This is a genomic window from Kribbella sp. VKM Ac-2566 (assembly GCF_004366005.1).
In the GTDB taxonomy this organism is placed as follows: Bacteria; Actinomycetota; Actinomycetes; order Propionibacteriales; family Kribbellaceae; genus Kribbella; species Kribbella pratensis.
In genome coordinates this window covers 68,459-93,041 of the sequence record NZ_SODT01000013.1, presented here as the reverse complement: position 1 = coordinate 93,041, position 24,583 = coordinate 68,459, and the positions used below count along the sequence as shown (strand labels likewise).

General features: G+C 69.2%; 28 protein-coding genes. 10 read left to right on the top strand and 18 right to left on the bottom strand.

What is annotated here, in order from left to right:
• Positions 1–29 precede the first annotated feature (29 nt).
• The 4 genes from EV647_RS31140 to dut all read right to left on the bottom strand — a co-directional run bounded on the left by EV647_RS31140 (position 30) and on the right by dut (position 2,382).
• Positions 30–794, bottom strand: coding sequence for a DUF3159 domain-containing protein (locus EV647_RS31140; protein ID WP_134009343.1), 765 nt, complete (start codon positions 792–794; stop codon positions 30–32).
• A complete protein-coding gene (locus EV647_RS31135; protein ID WP_133791484.1) occupies positions 787–1,176 on the bottom strand; it encodes an OB-fold nucleic acid binding domain-containing protein in 390 nt (129 codons plus the stop codon). Before EV647_RS31135 ends, EV647_RS31140 begins: the two co-directional genes overlap by 8 nt.
• An 18-nt stretch (positions 1,177–1,194) precedes the next feature.
• Positions 1,195–1,842, bottom strand: a complete 648-nt coding sequence (locus tag EV647_RS31130; protein ID WP_134009341.1) for a DUF3710 domain-containing protein — start codon at positions 1,840–1,842, stop codon at positions 1,195–1,197.
• Between the two features lie 87 nt (positions 1,843–1,929).
• Entirely contained in the window at positions 1,930–2,382 is a 453-nt protein-coding gene (gene dut, locus EV647_RS31125; RefSeq protein WP_238177484.1) for a dUTP diphosphatase, read from the bottom strand.
• 52 nt (positions 2,383–2,434) lie between these two features.
• Here dut and EV647_RS31120 point away from each other — a divergent pair, with 52 nt between their 5' ends.
• Positions 2,435–2,902, top strand: a complete 468-nt coding sequence (locus EV647_RS31120; RefSeq protein ID WP_238175091.1) for a DUF3093 domain-containing protein — start codon at positions 2,435–2,437, stop codon at positions 2,900–2,902.
• Between the two features lie 28 nt (positions 2,903–2,930).
• Positions 2,931–3,254: a DUF4235 domain-containing protein gene (locus tag EV647_RS31115; RefSeq protein WP_134009337.1), complete on the top strand. Its 324-nt coding sequence runs from the start codon at positions 2,931–2,933 to the stop codon at positions 3,252–3,254.
• A gap of 91 nt (positions 3,255–3,345) precedes the next feature.
• Here the strand turns inward: EV647_RS31115 and EV647_RS31110 are convergent, their stop codons facing one another.
• The 3 genes from EV647_RS31110 to EV647_RS31100 form a co-directional block, all read right to left on the bottom strand.
• Entirely contained in the window at positions 3,346–3,645 is a 300-nt protein-coding gene (locus tag EV647_RS31110) for a DUF4193 domain-containing protein (protein WP_130379292.1), read from the bottom strand.
• Positions 3,646–3,940: 295 nt separating this feature from the next.
• Positions 3,941–4,744: an inositol monophosphatase family protein gene (locus tag EV647_RS31105; RefSeq protein ID WP_134009335.1), complete on the bottom strand. Its 804-nt coding sequence runs from the start codon at positions 4,742–4,744 to the stop codon at positions 3,941–3,943.
• Positions 4,741–5,808 carry a ferrochelatase gene (locus tag EV647_RS31100; protein WP_134009333.1) on the bottom strand — a complete coding sequence of 356 codons (1,068 nt, stop codon included), beginning with the start codon at positions 5,806–5,808 and terminating at the stop codon, positions 4,741–4,743. The genes EV647_RS31105 and EV647_RS31100 overlap by 4 nt, the downstream gene beginning before the upstream one ends.
• Before the next feature lie 48 nt (positions 5,809–5,856).
• Between EV647_RS31100 and EV647_RS31095 the strand changes: the two genes are divergently transcribed.
• The gene (locus tag EV647_RS31095) at positions 5,857–7,056 is read left to right on the top strand and encodes an MFS transporter (protein ID WP_134009331.1); all 1,200 of its coding nucleotides are present in this window, start codon (positions 5,857–5,859) and stop codon (positions 7,054–7,056) included.
• Positions 7,057–7,096: 40 nt separating this feature from the next.
• Complete coding sequence (locus EV647_RS42660; protein ID WP_134009329.1) at positions 7,097–7,816, top strand: MerR family transcriptional regulator; 720 nt, start codon at positions 7,097–7,099, stop codon at positions 7,814–7,816.
• Here EV647_RS42660 and EV647_RS31085 read toward each other — a convergent pair.
• On the bottom strand, positions 7,799–8,416 hold the full coding sequence (locus tag EV647_RS31085; protein ID WP_238157535.1) for a trimeric intracellular cation channel family protein: 618 nt from the start codon (positions 8,414–8,416) through the stop codon (positions 7,799–7,801). The genes EV647_RS42660 and EV647_RS31085 overlap by 18 nt on opposite strands.
• A gap of 57 nt (positions 8,417–8,473) precedes the next feature.
• On the opposite strand from EV647_RS31085, the gene EV647_RS31080 reads away from it, so the two are divergent.
• A complete protein-coding gene (locus EV647_RS31080) occupies positions 8,474–9,454 on the top strand; it encodes a phosphotransferase family protein (protein ID WP_134009327.1) in 981 nt (326 codons plus the stop codon).
• Positions 9,451–10,284: a formate dehydrogenase accessory sulfurtransferase FdhD gene (fdhD, locus tag EV647_RS31075; RefSeq protein WP_134009325.1), complete on the top strand. Its 834-nt coding sequence runs from the start codon at positions 9,451–9,453 to the stop codon at positions 10,282–10,284. The genes EV647_RS31080 and fdhD overlap by 4 nt, the downstream gene beginning before the upstream one ends.
• On the opposite strand, the gene EV647_RS31070 is transcribed toward fdhD, so the two are convergent.
• Positions 10,268–13,018: an AAA family ATPase gene (locus EV647_RS31070; protein ID WP_134009323.1), complete on the bottom strand. Its 2,751-nt coding sequence runs from the start codon at positions 13,016–13,018 to the stop codon at positions 10,268–10,270. The two genes, fdhD and EV647_RS31070, sit on opposite strands and share 17 nt — an antisense overlap.
• A 7-nt stretch (positions 13,019–13,025) precedes the next feature.
• Positions 13,026–14,153: a metallophosphoesterase gene (locus EV647_RS31065; protein ID WP_134009321.1), complete on the bottom strand. Its 1,128-nt coding sequence runs from the start codon at positions 14,151–14,153 to the stop codon at positions 13,026–13,028.
• Between the two features lie 160 nt (positions 14,154–14,313).
• Between EV647_RS31065 and EV647_RS31060 the strand changes: the two genes are divergently transcribed.
• A complete protein-coding gene (locus EV647_RS31060) occupies positions 14,314–14,859 on the top strand; it encodes a GNAT family N-acetyltransferase (protein WP_134009319.1) in 546 nt (181 codons plus the stop codon).
• Entirely contained in the window at positions 14,852–15,346 is a 495-nt protein-coding gene (locus EV647_RS31055; RefSeq protein ID WP_202870814.1) for an HAD family acid phosphatase, read from the top strand. Before EV647_RS31060 ends, EV647_RS31055 begins: the two co-directional genes overlap by 8 nt.
• A gap of 15 nt (positions 15,347–15,361) precedes the next feature.
• On the opposite strand, the gene EV647_RS31050 is transcribed toward EV647_RS31055, so the two are convergent.
• From EV647_RS31050 to EV647_RS31030, 5 genes are read right to left on the bottom strand one after another with little or no spacing between them, the layout of a single operon-like run.
• Positions 15,362–17,035: an ABC transporter substrate-binding protein gene (locus EV647_RS31050; protein WP_134009315.1), complete on the bottom strand. Its 1,674-nt coding sequence runs from the start codon at positions 17,033–17,035 to the stop codon at positions 15,362–15,364.
• Complete coding sequence (locus EV647_RS31045) at positions 17,032–18,018, bottom strand: ABC transporter ATP-binding protein (protein WP_202870815.1); 987 nt, start codon at positions 18,016–18,018, stop codon at positions 17,032–17,034. Before EV647_RS31045 ends, EV647_RS31050 begins: the two co-directional genes overlap by 4 nt.
• Positions 18,015–19,013: an ABC transporter ATP-binding protein gene (locus tag EV647_RS31040; RefSeq protein WP_134009311.1), complete on the bottom strand. Its 999-nt coding sequence runs from the start codon at positions 19,011–19,013 to the stop codon at positions 18,015–18,017. The genes EV647_RS31045 and EV647_RS31040 overlap by 4 nt, the downstream gene beginning before the upstream one ends.
• Complete coding sequence (locus EV647_RS31035; RefSeq protein WP_134009309.1) at positions 19,006–20,004, bottom strand: ABC transporter permease; 999 nt, start codon at positions 20,002–20,004, stop codon at positions 19,006–19,008. The genes EV647_RS31040 and EV647_RS31035 overlap by 8 nt, the downstream gene beginning before the upstream one ends.
• Positions 20,004–20,933: an ABC transporter permease gene (locus EV647_RS31030; RefSeq protein ID WP_134009307.1), complete on the bottom strand. Its 930-nt coding sequence runs from the start codon at positions 20,931–20,933 to the stop codon at positions 20,004–20,006. The genes EV647_RS31035 and EV647_RS31030 overlap by 1 nt, the downstream gene beginning before the upstream one ends.
• A 153-nt stretch (positions 20,934–21,086) precedes the next feature.
• Between EV647_RS31030 and EV647_RS31025 the strand changes: the two genes are divergently transcribed.
• Both EV647_RS31025 and EV647_RS31020 read left to right on the top strand, forming a co-directional pair.
• Positions 21,087–21,929 carry an alpha/beta fold hydrolase gene (locus tag EV647_RS31025; RefSeq protein WP_134010308.1) on the top strand — a complete coding sequence of 281 codons (843 nt, stop codon included), beginning with the start codon at positions 21,087–21,089 and terminating at the stop codon, positions 21,927–21,929.
• Positions 21,929–22,621: a nucleotidyltransferase domain-containing protein gene (locus EV647_RS31020; protein WP_134009305.1), complete on the top strand. Its 693-nt coding sequence runs from the start codon at positions 21,929–21,931 to the stop codon at positions 22,619–22,621. Before EV647_RS31025 ends, EV647_RS31020 begins: the two co-directional genes overlap by 1 nt.
• Here EV647_RS31020 and EV647_RS31015 read toward each other — a convergent pair whose 3' ends face one another.
• From EV647_RS31015 to EV647_RS31005, 3 genes are read right to left on the bottom strand one after another with little or no spacing between them, the layout of a single operon-like run.
• Positions 22,622–23,245, bottom strand: a complete 624-nt coding sequence (locus EV647_RS31015; RefSeq protein ID WP_134009303.1) for a hypothetical protein — start codon at positions 23,243–23,245, stop codon at positions 22,622–22,624.
• Positions 23,246–23,295: 50 nt separating this feature from the next.
• Positions 23,296–23,952 (bottom strand): hypothetical protein, encoded by a 657-nt coding sequence (locus EV647_RS31010; protein WP_134009301.1) that lies wholly within the window; start codon positions 23,950–23,952, stop codon positions 23,296–23,298.
• The gene (locus tag EV647_RS31005) at positions 23,949–24,458 is read right to left on the bottom strand and encodes an RNA polymerase sigma factor (RefSeq protein WP_238177483.1); all 510 of its coding nucleotides are present in this window, start codon (positions 24,456–24,458) and stop codon (positions 23,949–23,951) included. The genes EV647_RS31010 and EV647_RS31005 overlap by 4 nt, the downstream gene beginning before the upstream one ends.
• Positions 24,459–24,583 lie beyond the last annotated feature (125 nt).

Below are 24,583 nucleotides of genomic sequence, written 5' to 3'. Positions count from 1 at the left end.
CGGGCTGTGTCCGGATTGCGTTGGGCTGGTTACTTTTTGTTGGCGCGGAGTAGGTGGGTGATGCTGTCTCGGGCTTCGTCCCATTTTTCGGGGGGCATCGAGCCGCGGAGTACGGCGTACGCGAGCCAGATCGCCAGCGCGTAGAACGGGAGGCCGAGGCCGATCTTGGCGATACCGAGGGCGTTCAGGCTGCCGGTGAAGTAGAGCGGGACCTGGACGATCAACCGGATCGCGAACAGGCCCACGAACACCAGCGTCGCGCGGGAGAAGCCTCTCAGCAGCACCGGATCGCGGCGCCAGGCGGTGCCGGTCTGTGTGATCACGCCGTACAGGAAGCCGAACAAGGGCCAGCGGATCAGGACTGTGATCAGGTACAGCAGGCCGTAGCCGAGGTTGGTGAGCAGCCCGGGGACGTAGAAGTCCTTGGCGTTGCCGGTGCGGTTCGCGACCCAGGCCGAGATCAGTACGCCGATGAAGCCGCCGAACACGTTCCGCAGCGCCTGCCGGCGGACGAGACGCACCACGGCGAGCACCGCGGCGATACCGACCGCGATGATCAGGGACAGCTGCAGTTTGTGGTCGGTGACGGCGTACGCGACCAGGAAGGCGATCCAGGGCAGCCCGATGTCGAGCAGTGCACCCCACCCGCCGAGCGCGTGGAAGAAGTCCTTGTCGGTCGACTTCGGAGGCGGCGGCTGCGTGGCGGCAGCCTCCACCTCGGGCTTCAGGATCTCGACGAGCTTCTCCTGCAGGTCGTCGTCGATCTGGTCCCGGCGGGACGTCGGGTCAGCCATGGGCTGCCTGGGGCCGCAGCTCGTAGCGCGGGTTGAACATCACCCGGTCGCCGTCGACGACGCCGATCCGCCCGGAGGCGATCAGTTCCGAACCGGCGTGGATGCCGCCGATCTTGCGGCGGCCGAGCCAGATCAGCTTCACCGTGCCGGTGCCGTCGTACAACTCACCCTCCAGTGCCGGTACGCCGCCGCGTGGGCTGAACGTGATGGTGCGCAGCGTGCCGTACAGCGTGACGAGCTCTCGGTCGTGGCAGCCGGTGATGGACCGCGCGCCACAGTCCTGCGCGAAGTCCTTCAGGACCTCCGCATCCTCTTGGTCGCGGTCCCCGGCCAGGCCGCGGAAGGCACGCTTCCACAGCCCCTCGGGTTTGTTGCTGCCCATGGCGTCGAGTGTAGTCCGCTAGGCCTCTTCGGGCTCATTCGGCTGGGCGCCCGGCGGCATCTGCAGCGGCAGCGACTCGCGGACAGCCATCGGCTCGTTACCGCGGACCACGATAGTGTTGCGCAGCGTCGCTTCCATCGGCTCGGCGGCGTCCGGCTCGACGGCGGCGCGGCCGAGGACCGTGCCGCGGAGCAGCCAGCGCGGGCCGTCCACCCCGATCACGCGGGAGGTCTGGCTGAAGACCTGTCCTTCCGGGTCCTCGACGGGGACGACCAGCACCAGTTCGGTACCGAACGGTCCCTCGGTCTCTGTCGCCGTACCACCCATCCGGGCTGCCTCGCCGGCGATCTCCTGGCGGACCTCGTCCCAGATGCCGCTGGTCTTCGGGGCCGCGAACGCGCGCAGCTCCAGGGCGGAGTCGTCCAGCATCAGCAGCACCGCCTGCACCACGCCGCTCTGCTCGTCGACCTGCAGGCCCAGCTCCATGCCGGGCATGCCGGTGACGACCAGCGCACCCAGGTCGATCCGGTCCTCCGCCTCCAGGTCGGCGGCGTCGACCTCGGTCGAGTCGAACGGGCCTTCGGCGCGGACGTCCGCCGTACCGGTCTCGTCGAGGGTCTCGCCCGTCTCGGGCTCGTCGTTCTTGCCCTTACGGCGGAAGATCACAGCTGTTGCCTACTTCCTTGGTCTTGGTGCCGGCGCTGATACAGCGCCGTAGTCTCGCGCATCCGGCAGGTCAACGGGTGCACCTGGTCAGCGTGTCACATCGGCGAAACCGCCGGTGGACCCGTGCCCCTGGTCACCTCGTGCCGAACCCGGCAGCGAGGTTACTTCGACGAACCGGGCCTTCTCGACCTGCTGGATGACCAGCTGCGCGATCCGGTCGCCGCGCCGCACGGTCACCTCGGCGTGCGGGTCGAGGTTGATCAGGCAGACCTTGATCTCGCCGCGGTACCCGGCGTCGACGGTTCCGGGGGCGTTCACGATCGAGACGCCGTGCTTCGCGGCCAGCCCGGAGCGCGGGTGCACGAACGCGGCGTACCCGTTCTGCAGGGCGATCGCGATCCCGGTCCCGACCAGGCCGCGCTCGCCCGGTTTCAGGGTCAGGTCGGCGGCCGCCACCAGGTCCGCGCCGGCGTCGCCGGGGTGCGCGTACGACGGGAGCGGGAGGTCGGGGTCGAGTCGCTGGATGAGTACCTCGGTCACGAGAGGCGACCCTATCGAGCGGACCGGACGGACCACATGCCAGGCTGGTCCTGTGGGCCTGGAACAGAGTACGTATCGCGAGAGTCTGCGGGTGCCGGTGTCGTGGTGGATCATCGCCGCCGCCGCTGTGGTCACGCTGTTCGCCATCGTCGCCGTACCGGTCGGGACGATGGCCGGCGCCGTGGTCGGTGGGCTCGCCGCGGTCCTGCTCCTGGCGCTGTTCCTCCGGTACGGCGGCGCTCGCGTGGAGGTCGACGACACCCGGCTGCACGCCGGGCGGGCGGAGATCGACCGGACGTATCTGGGCACGGTCGAGGCGCTGACCGGCGATGACGCCCGGCGCGCGTTCGGACGCGATTGCGACCCGAAGGCGTTCCTGGTACTGCGGAGCTACATCAGCGGGGCCGTGCGGGTACAGATCACCGATCCGGCCGACCCCGCGCCGTACTGGCTGATCGCGACGCGCCACCCGGACCGATTGGCTGCCGCCCTGAGCGGGCACAGCGTGGGAAGATCCTGACTGTCGGCAGTCGTACTAGGAGGGCGTTGTGGTCGGAGCGAAGATCGGCTGGAAGCTGGTACAGGCCGCCTTCACGATCGTGGTGGGCCTGGCCGCGAGCAAGGCGGTCAGCACGGCCTGGAAGCTGGGATCGGGCGGGAAGCCGCCGAAGGACGGCCACGGCGGGTACGCCGAGGTCATGACCTGGGCCGCTGCGAGCGCTGCCGCCGCAGCCGCCGGCAAGCTCTTCGCAGAGCGCCGCGCGGCCGCGTACTGGCTCAAGTCCACCGGCTACGCGCCGCCCGGCTACGAGGCGGACGCCACCGCGCGACTGGTGAAGGGCACCGACACCGGGCTGGTCAAGAAAGACTGAGCCAAGAAGACCAGCAGGCACGACAGCGGGACCGTTCCACCGGAGTGGGACGGTCCCGCTGTGCGTTTGCTTACGAAGTAGGGCGCTGGTGTCAGGCTGCGCAGTCGCGGCAGATCAGCTGCCCGTTCTTCGTCTCGGCGAGCTGGCTGCGGTGGTGAACCAGGAAGCAGCTCGAACAGGTGAACTCGTCGGCCTGACGCGGGAGGACCCGGACCGCCAGCTCTTCGTGGCTGAGGTCCGCGCCGGGCAGCTCGAAGCTCTCCGCGGCCTCGGCCTCGTCCTCGTCGACCTTGCCGGAGTTCTTGTCGTGACGGCGAGTCTTCAGTTCCTCGATCGACTCTTCGGAAGCGTCCTCGTCCGTCTTGCGCGGGGCGTCGTAATCAGTCGCCATGGTGTTTCCCTGCCCTCTTCGTACCCGTGGTGTTGCCTGCTGAGCCCTTGAACGGGTGGAGCGGCCGAGAAATTCCGCGCCGGAGCACCGCGCCGAACTTTCGTCCCCCGAAACCCTTGACAGCCAGGCCGGGATCGGCAAACACCGTTCCCGAGGACGGGATTGTGCCCTATAAAGGCCCGCAATGCACGACTGGGTCCATGCTGTGGCCCGCGTGTCGCCACAAATGTCAGGACCGAACAGCAGAATGCTCGTTAGTGCGCAGTACTGCGCAGAAACGAGCACTCACCGGCACTTACACGCGCAACGGGTTCGCCGCGGCCAGCAACGCGTGGAACGGCTCGAACAGAGCCGGAGTGGCCGCGATCGACATCTCCGGCGACACCGGGGCGCCGTTCAGCCCGCCGACCCGGGCTCCGGCCTCGGCCGCGATCAGGGCGCCCGCGCCGTAGTCCCACGGGTTCAGCCCGCGTTCGTACACCACGTCGAGCCGGCCGCAGGCCACGTAGCACAGGTCGATCGCGCCGACCCCGATCCGGCGGATGTCGCGGACGTTCGTGATCAGGTGCTGGATCACCTCGGCCTGGACCTGGCGGCGCGCCGGGTCGTACCCGAACCCGGTCCCGACCAGCGCCTGGCTCAGCTCGGTCGCGCCCGACACCTGGATCGGCTTGCCGTCCGCGAACGCCCCGCCGCCGAGGGTCGCGGTGAACACCTCGCCCTTGGGCGCGTCCACCACCACACCGGCGACCGTCTCCCCGCCGTACTCCACCGCGATCGAGACGGCGTACGTCGGGAGGTCGTAGAGGTAGTTGACCGTGCCGTCGATCGGGTCGACGACCCAGCGCACCCCGCTGGTGCCGACCACGTCGTCGCCCTCCTCGCCTTGGAACGAGTCGTCCGGCCGGGCGCGCAGCACCCGGGCCCTGATCAGCTCCTCGGACTCACGGTCGACCGCCGTGACCACATCGGTGATGGTGCTCTTGGTCTCGGCGACGGTGATCGTGCCGCGGCGGCGTTCGACGATCAGCTGCGCTGCCTCCTCCGCCACCTCCACGGCCAGCTTGAGGAGATCCTGCGGGCTCTCAGAGGCACTCATACAGCTTCCTTCGCGATAGGTCGGCGCAGCGGTGGGCAGCAGTCGTGACGGCAGTCGTCCCAGCCCGGCCCGAGTTTGCCGACGCAGGGCCGGGCAGGCTGCTCCCCGCGCTCGGCCGCGGCCCGCTCGACCACCAGGTCGCGGAGCATGGTGACGAACTTCTCGTCCGTCCCCGGCGTCGCGGCGCGCGCCATCGGCAGTCCGAGCTTCGCGGCCGTCTTCGCGGCCTCGGTGTCGAGGTCGTAGATGACCTCCATGTGGTCGCTCACGAAGCCGATCGGTACCACGGCCACACCGGGCACCCCGTCGGCGGCCAGCACCTCCAGGTGGTCGTTGACGTCCGGCTCGAGCCACGGCACCTGCGGCGGCCCGGACCGCGAGCAGTAGACGAGGTCGGTACGCCGGGTCTGCCCGGTGCGCCGCTCGAGCTCGGCCGTGATCTCCGCGGCGACGTCCAGGTGCCAGTCGACGTACCCGTTGCCGTCCGGGCCGCTGGTCGCGTTCATCGCGGCCGGGATCGAGTGCGTGACGTAGGCGATCGCGGCGCCGTCCGGGAGCTTGCTCAGCGCGTCGGCGGTCGACTCCACGAACGACCCGACGAAGCCGGGGTGGTTCGCGTAGTGCCGCAGCTTGTCGATCCGCGGCGCGTCCGGAACCTCGCGGGCGGCGTCCTCGAGGTTCTCCCGGTACTGCCGGCAGCCGGAGTAAGACGGGTAGGCGGACGTGACGATCACCACCGCGCGGCGGATGCCGTCCGCGGCCATCTCACGCATCGTGTCGGTCAGGTACGGCGCCCAGTTGCGGTTGCCCCAGTAGATCGGCAGGTCCAGCCCGATCTCGTCGAACGACGCCCGCAGCGCCTTGAGCAGCGCCCGGTTCTGGTCGTTGATCGGGCTCTTGCCGCCGAACGAGTAGTAGTGCTCGCCGACCTCCTTCAACCGCTCGTCCGGGATCCCGCGGCCGCGGGTCACGTTCTGCAGGAAGGGCAGCACGTCGTCGGGTTTCTCGGGACCACCGAAGGAGAGCAGCAGGACAGCGTCGTACGGGGGTGCAGCAGGCGACATATTCCAAGCTTCTCAGACGGACATGACCTAAGCTGCTCCCGGTCTCTCATGCTCAAGCCTTACTTCCATCTCATGCGCCGCCGCGGAGCGGCATCGTTCTTCGCTGCCGGGATTCTCGGGCGGATGCCGATCTCGATGATCGGGCTCGGCATCGTGATCCTGATCGCCCAGGAGAGCGGTTCGTACGGTCTCGCCGGCGCGGTCTCCGGCGTGGCCGTGATCGCCGGTGCGCTGACCGGCCCCATCCAGGGCCGGCTGGTCGATCGGTTCGGGCAGCGCGGGCTGATCCTGATCGGCTCAGTCGCCTGCACGGTCGGTCTGGCCGTACTGCTCGTCGCTGTGCGTGCCGACGCGCCTACGTGGGTCCTGTACGTGCTGTCGTTCATTGCCGGTGGCACCCGTCCCCAGGTCGGTTCGTTCGTCCGGGCGCGGTGGACGCACCTGCTGGGCCGTGGTCGAGCCCTGCAGACGGCATTCGCTCTGGAGGCGGTCGGCGACGAGGTGGTCTTCATCGTCGGTCCGGTGCTCGTCACGACGCTGGCGACGCAGGCGAGTCCGTACGCCGCTCTGTCCGCGGCCGGCGTACTGGGACTGGCCGGTGGCATCTGGCTGGCGCTGCTGCGCGCCTCCGACCCGCCAGGTCGTGGCAAGTCGGACGGCACCGAGCAGGCACCACTCCCCTGGCTTTCGATCTTGCTGCTCAGCCTGATCGGTCTCGGCCTCGGTGCGACGCTCGGTGGCGCGGAGGTGATCACCGTGGCGTTCACCACCGAGAAGGGACAGGCAGGGCTGGCTGGCGTCGTACTGGCGATCTGGGCGTTCGGGAGCCTGCTGGCCGGGCTCTGGTACGGCTCGGTGCACTGGCGGGCTCCGGTCGAGCGACGGCTGCTGCTCGGCACGATCGCGCTCGCGATCACGCTCGCACCACTCCCCTGGGTCAACAGCATCCCGCTGCTCGGCGCCGTGCTGTTCTGCTGCGGTATGACGATCGCCCCGACGATGGTCGCGGTCACCGCCTGTGTCGAGGAGTGGGTGCCGCCGCAGCGGCTGACCGAAGCGATCACCTGGACCGTCACGGGCATCCTGCTCGGCGTGGCACCGGGCAACGCGGCCGCCGGCCATGCGGTCGACGTCTGGGGCCCGTCGGACGCGTACTGGGTCCCGTTCGGCGTCGGTATCGCCTGCGCGCTCGTCGCCGCGGCCTCCATCACCTTCGCCCGCCCCAAGGAACGATTCGCCCACAATTAGGCTTGCATCTCCTGTTACGGGAGGTGTGAGGGTGGCGGGTATGGACCACTCGATCGGTGCGGCGGCGCGGCTCGCCGGGGTGTCGGTGAAGGCCGTGCGGCACTACTCCGACCTCGGGCTGCTGACGGTACGGCGTACCGCTGCCGGCCATCGACGGTACGACGAGAATGCCGTCGTACGGCTGCGGCTGATCCGGACTTTGCGTGCCCTGGACCTGGATCTGCCGACGATCCACGCCGTACTGCGGGACGATCGTTCCCTCGCGGAGGTCGCGGCGACCCACGCCGATGCGCTGGCGATCCAGATCCGCACGCTACGCCGGCAGCACGCCCTGCTCACGGTCCTCGCCAACCATCCCGACCCGGAGGACGTGTACCTCATGACCGAACAGTCCGAGCAGGCCGCGCAGGACAGCCGCGCGCTGATCGCCGACTTCCTCGATACGACGCTCGCCGGCGCCGCCCCCGCCGTCCGCCAGAATCTGACGCCGGTCCTGCCCGAGGACGCCGAACCGCAGCAGGTCGAGGCCTGGCTGGAGCTGACGGCGCTGGTATCCGCGCCCGACTTCCGGGATTCGGTACGTCGTCTTATGGCCGGCTACCTCGCCCTGGCCGGAGACGATCCGCTCCGGGCGGACCCGGCGTACCGCAGTCGCCTGATCGAGCTTCGGCGTACCGAGGCCGGACCGCACTGGCACCGCTACGTGGAATTGGTTGCCATCGTCAACGGATGGGCCCCGCCGTCACGGATTGCGGGGTAGCGGCGCGTTCCAGCCGCGGCGGATCGCGAGCAGCCGGATCGCGAAGCACACCACCGCGGCGGAAATCGGGACCCACAGGGCGTGGTACTCCAACGCCGACGCGACGACCACGATGCCGGCCCCGAGCAGTGCCGGGGTGGCGTAGATCTCCGAGCGGAGAACGACCGGGACGCGGCCGCTGAGCACGTCCCGCAGTACTCCCCCGCCGATGCCCGAGAGCGTGCCGAGGAGCGCGGCCGAGATCGGCGACAGCCCGGAGTCGATCGCCTTCAGCGCACCGGTCACGCAGAACAAGGCGAGGCCGGCCGCGTCGAAGATGTTCACCAGCCGCTCGACGCGGCCGATGCCCGGATGCAGGAAGAACGTCAGCAGACCGGCCGCGATCGGGACCACCAGGTAGCGCCAGTCGCGGAGCGCGGCCGGCGGGGTCTCACCGATCAGCACGTCCCGGATGAATCCACCGCCGAGCCCGGTGACCAGCGCGAGCACCTGGATCCCGAACACGTCCAGCTTCTTCCGTACGCCGACCAGCGCACCAGTGATCCCGAACACGAAGATCCCGACCAGATCGAGCACCTGCAGCACCACGGATCCACTCACAGCCCGAACGCTAAACCACGAGCGCTGCGCCGCTGCGGGGTTCTATCGTTCGTGGACATGAGCCGCGCCCCGGACGTCGACTACTTCGCCACCTCGTCGCGACCCGGCTGGGAATCGCTCCCGCCGGCCCTCCACGAGGCCCTCGCCGTTGCCCTAGGCACTCAGATCGCCTCCGTCTCGTCGCCGGTCAGCTCAGGCTTCACCGGAGGCTTCGCTGCCCAAGCACAGCTTGCGGACGGCCGCCGCGTCTTCATCAAGGCAGCCGAGGAAGGCCTGCACGCCTACGAGGCGTACCAGCGCGAAGCCGAGGTCGTCCCCCAACTCCCGAAAGCAATCCAAGCCCCAGCCATCATCACCACCGCCCACGTCGATAGCTGGTTCGCCGTCGTCTCGGAATTTGTCGAGGGGCGGATGCCTGGGGCTCCTTGGACGGTGGGGGACTTTGGGGTGGTTGCTGCTGCTTGTGAGGAGTTGGCCGGGGTGTTGGAGCCGAGTCCGTTGGGTGGGCTCAGTAGGTTCGCGGATCTGGTCGGCGATGACGTCGACGTGCCGGCGCAGATCCTGGCGGGTGAGCGGGAGATGCCGACCGGCCTGCAGGACTGGCTGCCGCGCGTGCTGCCGGAACTCGCGGAGCTGGCCAAGCTCGCGCCCGAAGCTCTCACCGGCGACTCCGCCACGCACTCCGATCTCCGCCCGGACAACATCCTGATCGACAACGTCGGCACCTGCTGGACCATCGACTGGAACTGGCTGGCCCTCGGCCCGCGCTGGGTGGACTGGGTCGGCCTGCTGCCGGTCGCCCAGCACCAAGGCATCGACACGTTCACCGCCATCACCCGCAGCCCGCTCACAGCCGACGTACCGAAGGACCACCTTGACTCGTTCGTGGCCGTGATCGCGGCGTACATGATGAAGAACACCGAGGCCCCGCCCCCGCCCGGCTGTACGCCGACACTGCGCGAGCACCAGCGGCTGTACGCGTGGACATTCCTCGACTGGCTCGCCGTACGACGCAACTGGCCTACCGTGGAGGTATGACGAAGGCTCCCACCAGCAGGTTCAAGGTCGAGGTGCTCGACGGCGACCGGACGTCGCGGCGCGAGGACGTCGTCAGCACCGAGGAACCGCTGGAGCTTCGGCTCGAATGGCCGGGCCGGCCGCCCGAGCCGCTGGTCGTCACGATGCGCACCCCCGGCTCCGACTTCGAACTGGCCGCCGGGTTCTGCCTCGGCGAGGGGTTCGCGGTCCGGCCGGACGCGATCCGGACCGTTGCCTACTGCACCGATGTCACGCTGACCCCTGAGCAGCAGTTCAACACCGTCACCGTCACGTTCGACGGTCCCCCGGACCGCGAACCGCCCCAGCGGTACGGCGTGACGTCGGCCGCCTGCGGTGTCTGCGGGCAGCAGAGCCTCGACGAACTCGCCGAGCGCGAGTACGACCCGGTGGACCCGGTCGAGGCACCGGTCGACGTCGTACGCCGCCTTCCCGACCTCCTCCGCGAAGCTCAGCCGATGTTCAGCCGCACCGGCGGTCTGCACGCCGCGGGCCTGTTCACCGCTGACGGCCGCAAGGTCGTGGTGAAGGAGGACATCGGCCGGCACAACGCGGTCGACAAGGTCGTCGGCTGGACCGTCCTCAACCAGCACAGCCGCAAGGGCCTGATACTCGCCGTCAGCGGCCGCGCCGGCTACGAGATCGTCCAGAAAGCGGTCGCCGCCGGCCTCGGCATGATCGTCGCGGTCGGCGCACCCTCGAGCCTCGCCGTGGACCTCGCCCGCCGATCCAGCATCACCCTCGCCGGCTTCACCCGCGGCGACCGCTGCGTCGTCTACTCCGCGCCGGAGCGGATCATCCGTCCAGCTTGATGAACGTCGCCTTCGGGACGTACTCGTAGCGGTCGGGCATGCAGGTCAGGATGATGACCTGGCCGTGGTCGCCGGCGCGGCCGAGGAGGGCGCCCATGTCGCGGAGGCGAGCCTTGTCGGACCAGCCGAGAGCGTCGTCGAAGATCACCGGCACGCTGCCCTCGCCGGTGCTGACGAGGTGGCTGATCGCCAGTCGCGTGATGATCGCCATTTGCTCCTGAGCACCCGTCGACAATGCCTCGACCGGCAACCGGACACCGTCCAGTTCGCGCTCCGCGACCGCGAGGTCGTCGTCCAGCCAGACCCGGAACGACGGTCCGTACACACTGCGGCCGAGCGCCTCGATCCGGCTTTGCAACGGCTCGGAGTACTTCGTCTGCGCCTCGGCCCGATGCCGGCTCAGCGTCTCGTGCACACGTCGTGCCGCCTCGGCCCGCCGCAGGAGGCTGTCGTGCTCCGTGCGTACGGCGGCCAGCTCCAGCTCGGCCACGTCCCGTCGCGTCGCCAGCCCGTCCCGCCCGGACTGCTCCAGGCGGCCTTCCGTCGTACGCAACGCGTCACGCAAGTTGTCCCGCTCGCCCTGCAACCGCGTCGCCACAGCCAACGCATGCGTCAGCTCCCCCGCGACCTGATCCGCCCCAGCCTCGTCCGCCTGCTCCTGTACAGCGGTCAGCTCCTCGAGCACCGCCTCGACCTCAGCCGTCGCCTCGGTCTCGGCCGCCGCCACTGCCTCGTCGTCGAGCACCGCCCGCGCGGCCTCGAGCGCCTCGACGGCCGCAGCCAGCCGCTCTCCTGCCAGCTCGGACCGGGCTCGCGCGTTCTGTGCCTCGGACCGGTCCTCGTCCGCCGCCTTGCGCGCCTGCGCGGCCGCGAACTCCGCATCCGTCAGCAACCGCTCGGCGTCGGCCAGCCCGCTCCGGGCCTCTTCGAGCACCCGCTGAGCGCTGGAGAGGTCGTCCGGCTCCGGCTCCGGTACGTCGAAGTCGTCGAACAGCGTGTCGTGCGGCGACGCGAATTCCTCGAACAGCGACATCTGCCCTGGAACGCCCTCGACCGCGGCCTCTTTGCCGCCGGCGTCCTCGGCCTCCTCGTCGGTGCCGAGCCGGGCGGTCAGTACGGCGATCCGCTCCCCCGGATCACCTCCGGCCGTCAGCGACTTCTCGGTCCGCCGCGCCTCGTTGAGCTCGGCAGTCGCGGTGTCCGCCTTCCGCAACAGCTCCCGCGCCGCGGCAACGTCCTTGACGCCGGCCTTCTTCAGCAGGTCCTTCTCCCGCCGTACGGCGTCGTCGACGCGCGAGCGCAGCGCCGCCGCGTCACCGCCGGCGCGGACGGTCACCTCGACCTGTCCCGGCACGCCGACCAGGAGCTCACCGGAGACGAGAACCTCGGTCGACTCGTCGAAACCGAGCTCCGCCGGCACGTTGCCTTCGAGCCCGGTCCCGGACAGTTCCACGGGCTCCGACCCAAGTCGCCGTACCGACACCTCGGGAACGCCGGCCGCGAGCGCCGCGCGAGCCTCGACCACCGCCGCGCGGGCATCCTCCAACGCGGCCACCAACGCGTCGTCGACCTTGATCCGGTCCAGGATCGTCCAGGCCGCCGCGATCCGCGCCCGGACGTCGATCAGCTCCGTCTGCTGGCCGACCAGCCGGTCCAGCTCGGCGCGATCCATCAGGTCGGAGACGCGACGTTCCGCGGTCTGTACGTCGGTACGCCGTAGGTCCTTGAGCTCCACGACCTCCGCCAGCGCGGCCTCTGCCGCCTGGACGGTCTCGGCCGCGGTCTTGGCGACGAGTTCCGCGTCGGCCCGCCGCGCGGCGAGCTCGGTGTGAGCCTTCGTGAACCGCTCGACCTCGTCGAGCAGGCGTTCCCGCTCCAGCCGGGTGCGAGTGTGGTTCTCCAACCGGGCTCGTGCGGTCTCCGCGCGGGACCTCACCGAGTCGCGGCGGAGCAGGATCTCGTCGGTCGCCTGCTTGCGTTCGCGCAGTGCCTCCACACCGGCCAGGTGCTCGGTCAGTCGGGCGGTCACGTCCGCGAGATCGAGATTCAGCCGCTCGGCGCGACGGATGTCGGACTGGACCTCCTCCATCGCCTGCAACGCCTGCTTGAACCCCAGCTCGGCGGCGGCCACGGCCTTCGCCGAGCGCGCGAAGTCACCGGTCGGCTTGCCGCGCGGCGTCCAGTACCGCAGGAACTCGTGCTCGACGGCCGTCACCAGCGGCATCGACGCACCGTCGACCGGGGTGCCCGACTCCGCGGTCACCGCGGTGATCAGCGGCTCGGCGTCGGCCGGCGTTGGCAGCACCAACGACTGGCCCTGGCTGACCATCAAGGTCTGCCACAGCACCGGGTCCACGTTCTCGTGGAACAGGCGCTCGGCCTCGTTGTGCGCCTCGCGCCCGGTCCACGACTGCCGCCGGCCGTCGGGCTCCGCGATCGTCAGCTCGGTGGACCGGTTCTTCAGCCAGCGCTTCGAGTAGGTCAGCTCGCGGCCCGCGAGGCTGAGCTCGACGGTCACTTCCGGCCCGACGTCCTGGCCGACCGGCTGGATGTCGCGGATCCGCGTCGACTTCGAGTCGTCGGGCAGGTCGAAGATCAGCCCGAACGCCTCGACCAGGCTGGACTTCCCGACCTCGTTGTCGCCGACCACCACGGTGGTGCCGAGCGCGCGGAACCGGACAATGCGGTCCTTGACGCCACGGAAGTCCCGTAGCGCCAAGCTGTGTAATCTCACCGCAGTCTCATCCCGCGTCCCGCGCCAACCGGTGCATCAACGACAACGCCGCACCCGCGCTCTCGTCGCCGCCGGCCAAGGCCTGCCGCAACTCCTCCATCGCGGCCCGCGCCGGTCCGCTCAGCTGCAGCGACTCCAGGTCCGCCGCGTCCGGCGCCGGCCGCACGGTCCAGAACTTCGCCCAGCGCTCGACGCTCGCGAAGACCTCGCCCTGCGCGTCGATGATCGTGTCCAGCCGGGCCAGCAACGGCAACGACAGCGATCCGTCACCGGCCAGCCGCACGTACGTCCGCTCCTTGTCCGGCAGCTCGGCGAACCAGTCCTCGAGCGCCGTGATCGACTCCTCGTCGAACAGCTCGACGCGATGATCCACCATGTGCCACGCCCCGACGCGGATCGGCTCGACGTCGATCTCGCCGGCGCCGATGACCACCTTCAAGACATTGCCCGGCGCGTCCTCTTCGGGCGACGTGACCTCCTGCGTCCCGGAGAACCAGATCCGGTCGGTGACCCGCGTCGTCGAGTGCCGATCGCCGAGGCCGACGTACTGCAGCCGGCCGTCCGCGACCGCGGCCTCCAGCGCCGCCTGGTCGATCGTCGGTACGTCGGACATGCCGCCGGACAGACTCGTCAACTGGCCGTGGGCGAGCAGGATCCGCGTCGTCTTCGGGTCTGCTGTCAGGTCGGCGTACCCGGGCGCGGCCGGGTCCGAGAGCGGGCGCCGCGACCGCCACGGTGCGCCGACGAGCTCGACCCCCGGCACGATCTGGAAAGGCGTCGTTTCGGTCAGCACCGTCACGTGGTCCGGCGCGTGCGCCAGCCACTGGCTCGAGGTCCACAGCGACCCCGGCTCCAGCGCGTCGTGGTTGCCCGGGAGCAGCACGACCGGGACCGGGATCCGCTTGAGCGCCTCGCACGCCCGCAGGATGGTCTGCCGCTCGACCTGGTTGTGCTCGAACACGTCCCCGGTGACGACCACGAACGCCGCCCCGGTCCGCTCCGCGACCTCGCCGATCCGCGCGACAGCATCCAGCCGCGCCTGACCCCACCGGGCCTGCCCGTCCGGCCCCAGGAACCGGCGCATCATGCCCAGCTGCCAGTCCGAGCTGTGCAGAAACGTGATCGACTCGTCCATAGCGGAATGAACGCTAACCCGCCCCACCGACAACCGCCCAACCCAACACACCCCAACCCCCACACCGCCCACACTCCGGACGCACCTTGAGCCTGCACCAACCGTTTCGCCGCCCTCGAAATGACTGGTGGAGGCTCAAGGACGATGAGAGGGTCCGGATGTGTATCTGGAGACGGAGCGTTTGCGGTTGGGGCGGTTCACCCGCGGCGACGTCGAGTTGCTGGTGGACTTGGACTCCGATCCTGAGGTGATGCGGTTCCTGACCGCGCAGGCGACACCGCGGGACGAGGTCGAGAGCGTCGTACTGCCGGCGATCCTCAAGGTGTACGCCGAGCGTCCGGAGCTGGGGACGTTCAAGGCCGAGGATGCGGAGGGTTTCGTCGGGTGGTTCGGGCTTCAGCCGGCCGCGGATCCGCGGACCGTGAACGTCGGGTACCGGCTGAAGCGGACCGCCTGGGGCAAAGGATATGCGACCGAAGGCACCCGCGCCTTGATCACGCACGCGTTCACCGAGCTCGGGATGGAGCGGGTGGAGGCGGACACGATGGCGGTCAACCACCGGTCGCGGGACGTGATGCGGCGGTCCGGGCTGCGGTTCGAGAAGGTGTACCACGAACACTTCGACGACCCGCTGCCCGGAACCGAGTTCGGGGAGGTCCTGTACGCCGTCGACCGCGCGACCTGGGATGCTGAGGCGCATGAGTGACGAGCGACCGTACGCCGTACTGGACATCGACGCGACCCTGTCCGACACCAGCAAGCGGCTGCAGTTCATCGAGCGGAAACCGAAGGACTGGGACTCGTTCTTCGATCACGCCAAGGACGATGCCGTCCTCGAGGAGGGCCTCGCGGTCGCGACGACGCTGGCGGCGGACCACGAGATCGTCTACCTGACCGGCCGACCGGAGCGGACCCGGCGGGACACCGAGAAGTGGCTGAAGGACAACGGCTTCCCGGACGGCAAGGTCTACATGCGCGGCAACACCGACCGCCGCCCGTCGATGCTGATGAAACTCGGCCGCCTGAAACGCCTCGCCGAGCGCCGCCCGGTCGCCGTCCTGGTCGACGACGACATCTCGGTCATCAAGGCCGCCGAGAAGGCCGGCTACACGGTGATGAGGGCCGACTGGGGACTCGACGCCGAGACCCAGCCGACCCTCTTCGAAGCCCAGGAATCCGAAGGACGCACCTGAGCCCGCCTCACCCTGCTACTTGCTGAGGCCGACGATCAGGGTGTTGGCGTACGGCGGGTAGGACGACAGGTAGAAGTTCTGCACCTTCGAACCGTGCAGGAACGCGTTCCGCGCGTAGATCAGCGGCACGACCGGTGCGTCGGCCATGATCTGCTTGTCCAGCGCGGCCCACAGCCCGGCCGCCTTCGTCCGGTCCGGCTCGGCCGTCGCGGCGGCGATCGCCGTGTCCACCGCGGGGTTGGAGTAGCGGGAGATGTTGTAGCCGCCGTTCCCGATCTCCGAGGACGCGAAGAGCGGCTGGATGTTGCCGATCGCGCTCGGGAAGTCCGGCAGCCAGCTCGACACGGTCAGGTCGAAGTCCGGCTTGTTGCCGGTGATGAGGTCGGTCAGCGGCTCACTGTCCAGCGGCTTGATGGTGACGGTGATCCCGGCCCGCTTCAGGCCCTGCTGGATCGCCTGCGCCACGCCGAGACCGGTCGTGTTGTCGGCGGCCAGCACCAGGTTCAGGTTGCTGACGCCCGCCGCGGCCAGCATCTGCTTGGCCTTCGCAGGGTCACCGGCCGGCGGCGCCTCGTACGAGTCGTACTTGGTGTACCCGTCGATCCCCGGCGTGATCAGAGTCGACGCGATCTCACCGCCGTACTCCGGACCGCCTTCGGCGACCTGGACAGCCTGCTTGTCGACGGCGTACTCGATCGCCTTGCGGACCGCGGGGTTGGCCAGCGCCGGCCGCTTGGTGTTCATCGCCAGGTACTCCAGCGCGCCGGACGGCGAGGTCGCCACCCGGGCCTTGACGGCCGGATTGCCGGTGATCGTCGGGATCAGCGCCGCCGGGACCGACGTACCGGTGGTGGCGGCGAACTTGTCGTCGCCGGCGTCGGCGATCAGGCGCTGGTTGACGACGTCGGGCTGCAGGCCCATGTCGGTCACGATCGAGTCCGGCAGGCCGGTCCGGGCCGGGTCGGTCGACTTGTCCCAGTTCGGGTTCCGGGTCAGGACCAGCTTCGAGCCCGGCGTGTACGACTGCACCTGGTACGGGCCGCTGGCCATCGGCTTCTCGCCGTAGTGCGCCGGGTCGGTGTCGGCCTTCTTCGGCACCGGGGAGAACGCCGGCATGCTGACGATCCACGGCCAGTCGCCGTACGGCTTGTTCAGCTTGAACACGATCGTGGTCTCGTCCGGCGTCTCGATCGAGGCCAGGTCGCCGCCCTTGTACGGGCCGGTGTACTTGTCGCCGCCTACCAGGAGCGACTTGTGGTAGCCGAGACCGCCGGACAGTTCCGGCGCGAACGACCGCTCGACGCCGTACTTGATGTCAGCGGCAACGATCGGCGAACCGTCGGCGTACTTGAGACCCGGCTTGAGCTTGTAGGTCCACGTCTTGCCGCCATCAGTGACCTGCCCCGTGTCGGTAGCGAGGTCCGGGACCAGCTCGGTCGGCTTGCTCGGGTCGGTCTTCCACGACGTCAGGCCGCGCAGCACCAGGTGGATCCCGCTGATGCCCAGGTTCTGGCTCTTGGCGGGGTCGTAGCTGATTTCCTTGCTGGTGCTGAGGATGTGGAAGGTGCCGCCTTGCTCCGCTGCCGCAGTACTACCGCCAGTGGTGCCGGACTTGTCATTGGCGTTGCACGCGGCCGCCGCCAGCGCCAGCACGGCCGCTAGCGCGACCGCTCGGGATAGGTGTTTCATTGTGTCCTCTCAGAGGTGGGGAGCTCAGGGAAATAGCAGGCGGCCCGGTGCTCGGTGGAACCTTCGACGGGTTCGAGCACTGGTCGTTTCGTTGCGCAGACGTCCTCGGCCTTGTAACAGCGGGTCCGGAAGGGACATCCGGATGGCGGGTTGACAGGGGTCGGTACGTCGCCCGTCAGCACGATGCGATCACGCGAGACGCCCGGTTCCGGGACGGGGACGGCGGACAGCAACGCCTTCGTGTACGGGTGGGCCGGCGACTCGTACACCTGCGCCGCCGGGCCTTCTTCGACGATCGTGCCGAGATACATCACGGCGATCCGGTCGGCGACCTGACGGACGACGGCCAGGTCATGGGCGACCAGCACGTACGACAGGCCGAGCTCGTCGCGCAGGTCGGCGAGCAGGTTCAGCACCTGGGCCTGCACCGACACGTCCAGCGCGGACACCGGCTCGTCGCAGACCAGTAGATCGGGTTTGACCGACAGCGCCCGCGCGATCCCGATCCGCTGACGCTGACCGCCCGAGAACTCGTGCGGGTACCGCACCAGGTGCTCCTCGGCCAGTCCGACCTGTTCGAGCAGTTCGACGAGCTGGGCCCGGGTAGGGCGGAGTCCTTGGGCGCGGAACGGCGTACTCAGAATCGTCGCCACCGACTGCCGCGGGTTCAGTGAGGCCTGCGGGTCCTGGAAGACCATCTGGATGCGGCGGCGGATCGGGCGCAGCCGGCGGCCCTTGACCTTGGTGACGTCCTTGCCGCCGATCTCGACCCGGCCCTGCGTCGGGTCGAGCAGCCGGGTCGCGACCCGGGCCAGTGTGGACTTGCCGGAACCCGATTCGCCCACGAGACCGAGGGTTTCGCCCTTGCGTACGACGAGATTGACGCCGTCGACCGCGCGAACGGCCTGCGCCTTCTGCCACGGTACGCCGCGCAACCCGAAGTACTTCTTGACGTCCTTGAGCGCCAGCAACTCGTCGCTCACAAGATCACCTCCGGACGCCGCCCCAAATGGCACGCCGCCTCGTGATCACCTTCGCCAGGACGCGGCGTGAGCTCGGGCCGCTCGGTGATGCACCGCTCCCCCACCAGATGCGTGTAAGCGCACCGCGGCTGGAACGGGCACCCGGTCGTGATCGAGCCCGGCCCCGGCGGAGTGCCCGGGATCGTGGTCAGCCGCGGTTTCGGCGGTACGTCGACGCGCGGCATCGCACCCAGCAACCCGAGGCTGTACGGGTGCGCCGCCCGGAAGAACAGATCGCGTACGGTGCCACGCTCGGCCGCGCGCCCGGCGTACATCACCAGGACGTCGTCCGCGACCTCCGCGACCACTCCGAGGTCGTGCGAGATCAGGATCAGGGCCGTGCCGAACTCGTCCTGGACGTCGTCCAGCAAGCGCATGATCTGCGCCTGCACGGTCACGTCGAGTGCGGTCGTCGGCTCGTCCGCGATCAGCACTCTCGGGTCGTTCACGAGAGCCATAGCAATCACGACCCGCTGCCGCATTCCCCCGGAGAACTCGTGCGGGTAGCTGTCCGCGCGGCGGGCCGCGTCCGGGATGCCGACCTTGTCCAGCATCTCGACCGCCCGCCGGCGCGCGACCTTCTTCGGGACGTCGTGGTGCAGCCGGTAGGCCTCGGCGACCTGCCAGCCGACGGAGTAGTACGGGTTCAGCGCGGACAGGGCGTCCTGGAAGACCATCGCGATGTCGTTGCCGCGGATCTTGCGGAGCTCGTCGTTCGGCAGGCCGGCCAGCTGCCGGCCGTCGAGCAGCACCTCGCCGGTGACGTCGGCGTTCGACGGCAGCAGACCCATCACCGCGGACGAGCTGACGCTCTTCCCGGAGCCGGACTCGCCGACGATCGCGAGCGTCTGTCCCGGCGCGACCGCGAAGTCGATACCGTCGACGGCCGGCACCGGACCGTTCTCGGTCGAGAACGTGACATGCAGGTCGTGCACTTCCAATACCGGCTCAGCCATGACTCACCCTCGGATCGAGCACACCGTGCACTATGTCCACCACCAGGTTCGCCAGGATGATCAGGAACGCCGAGAACAACGTGACGCCGACGACCACGGCCACGTCGAGCTGGCCGACGGCGCTGATCAGCAGGTCGCCGAGGCCTTGCATGCTGAACACCTTCTCGGTCAGGATCGCGCCGCCGAGCAGACCACCGAGGTCGAGACCGAACAGCGTGATGACCGGGACCAGCACGCCCCGCAGCCCGTGGGTCAGGACCACCCGCGCCTCGCCGGCACCCTTCGCCCGGGCCGTGGTGATGTAGTCGAGGTTGAGCTCCTCGAGCATCTGCGACCGGGTCAGCCGGATGTACGACGCCGCTTGCAGGATCGCCAGCACGATCCAGGGCGTGATCAGGTGCCAGGCCCAGTCGACCGGGCTCTCGGTCAACGGGACGTAGCCGTTGACCGGGACCATGTTCAGCCAGAACCCGAACACCAGGATCGCGAGCAGGCCGAGCAGGAACGACGGGGTCGAGACGCCGGCCAGCGCGACGCCGACGGCCAACCGGTCGAGGATGCGGCCCCGGTTCAACGCGGCGATCACGCCGAGCGAGACGCCGAACAGCAGCCAGAGAACGGCGGCACCGAGCGCGATCGACGCGGTGATCGGCAGCCGGTCCGTGATCAGCGTGGTGACCGGTCGAGCGAGCGGGAACGAGTAGCCGAAGCAGGGAGCGTTGCAGTGCACGGCCGCCGTACCGTCACCGAAGGTGCGGCCGGCGACGATGCCCTTCAGGAAGTTCAGGTACTGCTGCAGGGTGCTCTGGTCGAGCTGCATGAAATGCCGCGCCTGCTCGAGGCGGTCCGGCGTACAGGGCTTGCCGCACGCCAGGTGGGCGGGGTCGGCGGGGATCGCGTAGAAGATCAGGTAGACGGCGAGGCTCAGCGCCAGCATCACGAGCAGCGCGCCGAACAACCGCCGGATCAGGAACCAGACGAGGTCGGGCATCAGTTCGTCCTCCGCAACCGGACGTCGAACGCGTCCCGTACGCCGTCGCCCAGCAACGTGAACCCGAGGACCGCCAGGAACAGCATCGCGCCCGGGAACAGCAGGAACCACGGGTCCGCGCCGGTGTACACCCAGGCGATCGAGTCCGAGATCGACCGTCCGAGACTCGGTGTCGGCGGTGGCACGCCGACCCCGAGGAACGACAGCGCCGCCTCGGCGCCGATGTAGCCGGGGATCGCGAGGGTGGCGACGACGAGGACCGGGCCGAGCAGGTTCGGCAGCAGTTCGCGGGTGATCACCATCCAGCCGCTCGACCCGACGCTGCGGGCCGCCTCGACGAACTCGCGGGCCACCAGCGAGCGCGCCTGGTTCCGGATCAGGCGGGCCAGGCCGGCCCAGCCGAAGAAGCTGAGCACCAGGATCAGCAGCAGCCAGCGCGGGAACCTGGCCGGCACAACGATGCCCAGGGCAATCATGAAGACGAGCTGCGGGAAGCCGAAGAGGAAGTCGAGCAGCCGCGACAGCACCGCGTCGTACCAGCCGCCGAGGTACGCCGCGCTGATCCCGGCGAGGGTGCCGACGACGGTGGTGATCAGCGTGACGACGACCGCGATGAACAGCGACGTACGCAGACCGAGGACGACGATCGAGAACAGGTCCCGGCCGGTCAGCGGCTCCACCCCGAACCAATGGGTGCCGCTCGCTCCACCGATCGCACCGCGTGGCGCGTTGCCGCGCGCCGGATCGAGCAGGTCGATGTGGTACGTCGTCGCGTCCTGACCGGCCAGCCGCACCAGCAGGGGCGCGGCGGCGGCGATCACGATCAGCAGGGCGACCACGACCAGGCCGACCCGCGCACTGCGGTCACGCCGCATCCGGCGCATCGCTTGCCGGGTGGGCGATACGGTCCCGGCGACCGAGGAACTCACAAGCACTCCCGACAGGTTCGAAGCTCGAGCTGACAAAACCTAGGCGGCATCCTCCCACCACGGCGGTCGCGTCTCGAATCCCGAGAATGTCGGGTTGTTAACTGTGGATTCGGATAGGTGCTGTCGAGTGGTTACGCTCCGCGTGTGGATGCCATGGTGGAGATCGGTGACCGGGTGCTGCTGTACGCCGTTTACGGCCCGGACGGCGGCGTACCCGTGATGTCGTTCGGGGGTACGCCGAGTACGCGGTGGAAACGACCCGAGGTGGTCGCGACGATCGAGTCGTCCGGGGTGCGGATGGTGATGCCGGACCGGCCCGGGTACGGCGGATCGACCCGGCAACCTGGCCGGACCGTGGCCTCGGTCGCTGTTGATGCTGCGGCTCTCGCGGACTCGCTCGGCTGGGAACGGTTCGCGGTCACGGGCGGCTCGGGAGGCGGTCCGCACGCGTTGGCCTGCGCCGCACTGCTGCCCGATCGCGTGACCCGCTGCGCGGTGACTGGGAGCAACGCGCCGTCGCTCGTCGACGGTCCCGAACCGACCGAGGAGGAGGAACGGGCGGACCCACGGCGCAACCGCACCTCCTGGCGAGCGGTTCACGGGGACCTGCGACCTGGGCTCGAGGAAACAGCTCGCACGATCATGGCCGCCGTGGAGGAGGGCGGACCCGAGTTCCCGCCGGACCCCGGCTCGCCACCAGGTCCCCCGGCCCGGGAGGACCCGGAAGCTGTGGCTCGTCTGACGGCCACCTTCGTCACCGGTCACGACGGCTGGATCGACGATCACAGAGCGTTCGCTCAGCCGTGGGGCTTCGAGCTCGGCGAAATCCGGGTCCCGGTCAGCCTCTGGCACGGCTCTGCTGACGAGCGCGCCGGCAAGTACGCCGACCACCTCGCCGCAGCGATCCCGCACGCCGAACGCAAGTACTACGTGGGCGGCCATGTCCCGCCGACAAATGCGTACCGCGAACTGCTGCGGTGGCTGACACTGTCCTGATGGACCTAGCACGTCAGCTCGTTCTGGAGCTGTATCCGGAGGCCCGGGCCGCCTGGCTCGGCGGGAGCGTGGTGCGCGGTGACGCGAGTCCGACGTCCGACCTGGACATCACGGTGCTGCTGGACGGACCGCCGGCACCGCGGAGGAAGTCGCTGGAGTACGGCGGTTGGCCGGTCGAGCTGTTCGTGCACACCGAGAAGTCACTGCGCTACTTCGCCGACAAGGACCAGCTACGACGCCAGCCGACCATGATGCGGCTGGTCGGTGAATCCGTCGTACTGGTGGACGCTGACGGGTCGGGTGCGCGGCTGCAGCAGGAGTTCCTGGCCGAGGTGGCTGCCGGACCGAAGCCGCTGTCGGCGGACGAGCTCGACCTGCTGCGCTACACGGTCACGGACCTCCTGGAAGACCTGTCAGCCGCAGAAGGTGATGTGCGCCTGGCGATCACGTCGGTGCTGTGGCAGGAGGCGGCTCGGCTGTTGCTGACGGGCGCCGGTCATTGGTCCGGGACCGGCAAGGGTCTGCTGCGCGAGGTCAGGGCGTACGACGTTGCTCACGGCACCGACCACGCTGCGAAGTTACTCGACGGCGTGCGGGCCTCGGACGACCGTCTGGTGGCTGCTGTGGACGACATCCTTGCCGCTTATGGAGGACGGTTGTTCAGTGGTTTCGAGCTGGCTGCCGACATCTAGCTAGTCGATCAGCTCCCAGCGGCGCTTGGGGAACGTGCGTACGGCGACGAGGGCGGCTGCTGCGCCCAGGAGTACGCCGGGGATGATCCAGCGCCATCCGGTGAAGACGTTGGTGGTCGTGGACGCTTGAGCCTGAGCTGGTGGGTCAGGTGCCGGTGCCGGTTCTGGCGTGGACTCCTCGGCCGTGTAGCCGTCGTTCAGGCTGGGGCCGCCGTAGAACTCGCCGCTGAGCAGCTTGAGGTCGTTGAGCAGCTTCAGGAGCTTCACCGGGTCGGTGGCGCGGTGCCACGTGGGCTTCGCGGGTTTGCTCCCGGACATCAGGTCCTCGGTGGCGATCCACGGTCCGCCCGGTGCGTCAGGGTAAATGATGTCGATGCGCCAGACGGACATGTCGTGGATCAGCCAGGTAGCGCGGACGAACCGGCCGGACAGGTGCTCACCACTCGGCTTGCCTGGTGTCAGCTCGGTGAGCTTGACCAGTTCGCCGTACCGCGGGTCGTTGTAGCCGAAAGCGACGACCGACGGCGGTGCGCTGAGCAGAACGCTGGTCGGGCCGCCGGCGTGTGCGGGCGTGACACCGATCGTTAAGAGCACGACAACGAGCATGAGGATGCGGCGGACCATGGCAGCTCTCCCTCTCGGATTCTCTGTTGCTGCTGGTACACCGCCCGCGGTCAGGAGGTTCCGGTCGCCAGCTCCACGGCGCGGGCCTTGTCGACACCTTCGAGACGGAACGTGACACCGCCGCGCTCCCAGACCAGTGTCGGTCCGGCGATCCGTACGACGCGCTTGTCGACCAGCACCAACTGGTGCGGCGTACTGAACCAGAAGCCGGGGACCTCGGGGACGTAGCCGAGCTCGCCGTAGTACTGCTTGATGTACCTCGGCTCGAGCCCGGACTGGAACTGCTCCAGCCGTACGCCGTCCCAGCTGGTCGCTAGGAAGCCTTTTGACGCCTCTACGCCCGTCGGCGTACCCAGTGCCCTGGGGAGCTGTGGCGTGAAGCCAGCGACGCGTGCAGCGGCCTCCAGGGACATGTGACCGCCCACCGTCGGAGGTGGTGGCGCAGTACTCGGTCCGGTGCCCACCGGCTCCGCCTGGACTCCCCCGATGTGCAGCCACTCCGCGACTGTCGCTCGTACCGGAGGGGTGAGTGCAGCGCCCGCGACCAGGATCAGGAAGCCGGCCAGGAACGCCCGCCACCTGTCCCGCAGCCGCTTCCGCACCGGGACCTCGGCGACCCGTGCCAGCACCGCCGCCGTCAGTCCGTCGTCTACGGGAGGTACGACGGCTGAGTGTCCGACGGATCGCAGTTCGTCTTCGAGACTCATCGCTGCACCTCCTTGTCGGGTAGAGCGTCACGCAACCGACCCAGCGCGCGGTGTAGCCGTGACTTGACGGTTCCTCGCGGCCAGCCGAGTACAACGGCGGTCTCCTGCTCGTCGAGGTCCAACAGGTACCTGCAGGTCACCACTAGCCGCATCTGCTCGGGCAACGCGCGTACAGCGGCCAGCAACTCGGTACGTCGCTCCAACGACACAGCCGCGTCGGCTGGATCCAGTACGACGTCCAGCGGCGCCGCAAGCTCCTCCCGGCGTGCCCGCCGTCCGCGGGCACGGACAGCGTTCCGGGTCTCGTTGGCCACGATCCGCAACAACCAGGGCCGGAACGCCGCGCCCTCCCGGAATCCGCCGAGCGCTCTGAACGCCTTGACGAACGCCTCCTGCACCACGTCGTCCGCGTCCGCTCCGGCGCCCAGGAAGACCGCGGTCCGCTTCGCCACGGAGGCATGCCGATCCACCAGCTCGCTGTACGCGACCGAGTCTCCGCCACGCACCCGAGCCACAATCTCGGCTTCCTCACCCAGGCTGATCCAGGGCCCCCAATCTGCTCCGCTGTCTACTTCCGGACACTGGCACTACACCGCCGATCATCTCCAGGTTCCCGTGTATAGGGTCGGTG

Excerpts from the sequence above, each read along its gene's own strand:
- EV647_RS31140 (WP_134009343.1), bottom strand. The coding sequence starts at position 794 with ATGGCTGACCCGACGTCCCGCCGGGACCAGATCGACGACGACCTGCAG.
- EV647_RS31065 (WP_134009321.1), bottom strand. The coding sequence starts at position 14,153 with ATGGACGAGTCGATCACGTTTCTGCACAGCTCGGACTGGCAGCTGGGC.
- EV647_RS31015 (WP_134009303.1), bottom strand. The coding sequence starts at position 23,245 with ATGGTCCGCCGCATCCTCATGCTCGTTGTCGTGCTCTTAACGATCGGT.
- EV647_RS31110 (WP_130379292.1), bottom strand. The coding sequence starts at position 3,645 with ATGGCGACTGATTACGACGCCCCGCGCAAGACGGACGAGGACGCTTCC.
- fdhD (WP_134009325.1), top strand. The coding sequence starts at position 9,451 with ATGACGAAGGCTCCCACCAGCAGGTTCAAGGTCGAGGTGCTCGACGGC.
- EV647_RS31025 (WP_134010308.1), top strand. The coding sequence starts at position 21,087 with ATGGTGGAGATCGGTGACCGGGTGCTGCTGTACGCCGTTTACGGCCCG.
- EV647_RS31055 (WP_202870814.1), top strand. The coding sequence starts at position 14,852 with ATGAGTGACGAGCGACCGTACGCCGTACTGGACATCGACGCGACCCTG.
- EV647_RS42660 (WP_134009329.1), top strand. The coding sequence starts at position 7,097 with ATGGACCACTCGATCGGTGCGGCGGCGCGGCTCGCCGGGGTGTCGGTG.
- EV647_RS31020 (WP_134009305.1), top strand. The coding sequence starts at position 21,929 with ATGGACCTAGCACGTCAGCTCGTTCTGGAGCTGTATCCGGAGGCCCGG.
- EV647_RS31010 (WP_134009301.1), bottom strand. The coding sequence starts at position 23,952 with ATGAGTCTCGAAGACGAACTGCGATCCGTCGGACACTCAGCCGTCGTA.
- EV647_RS31105 (WP_134009335.1), bottom strand. The coding sequence starts at position 4,744 with ATGAGTGCCTCTGAGAGCCCGCAGGATCTCCTCAAGCTGGCCGTGGAG.
- EV647_RS31095 (WP_134009331.1), top strand. The coding sequence starts at position 5,857 with ATGCTCAAGCCTTACTTCCATCTCATGCGCCGCCGCGGAGCGGCATCG.
- EV647_RS31135 (WP_133791484.1), bottom strand. The coding sequence starts at position 1,176 with ATGGGCAGCAACAAACCCGAGGGGCTGTGGAAGCGTGCCTTCCGCGGC.
- EV647_RS31100 (WP_134009333.1), bottom strand. The coding sequence starts at position 5,808 with ATGTCGCCTGCTGCACCCCCGTACGACGCTGTCCTGCTGCTCTCCTTC.
- EV647_RS31050 (WP_134009315.1), bottom strand. The coding sequence starts at position 17,035 with ATGAAACACCTATCCCGAGCGGTCGCGCTAGCGGCCGTGCTGGCGCTG.
- EV647_RS31040 (WP_134009311.1), bottom strand. The coding sequence starts at position 19,013 with ATGGCTGAGCCGGTATTGGAAGTGCACGACCTGCATGTCACGTTCTCG.
- EV647_RS31035 (WP_134009309.1), bottom strand. The coding sequence starts at position 20,004 with ATGCCCGACCTCGTCTGGTTCCTGATCCGGCGGTTGTTCGGCGCGCTG.
- EV647_RS31080 (WP_134009327.1), top strand. The coding sequence starts at position 8,474 with ATGAGCCGCGCCCCGGACGTCGACTACTTCGCCACCTCGTCGCGACCC.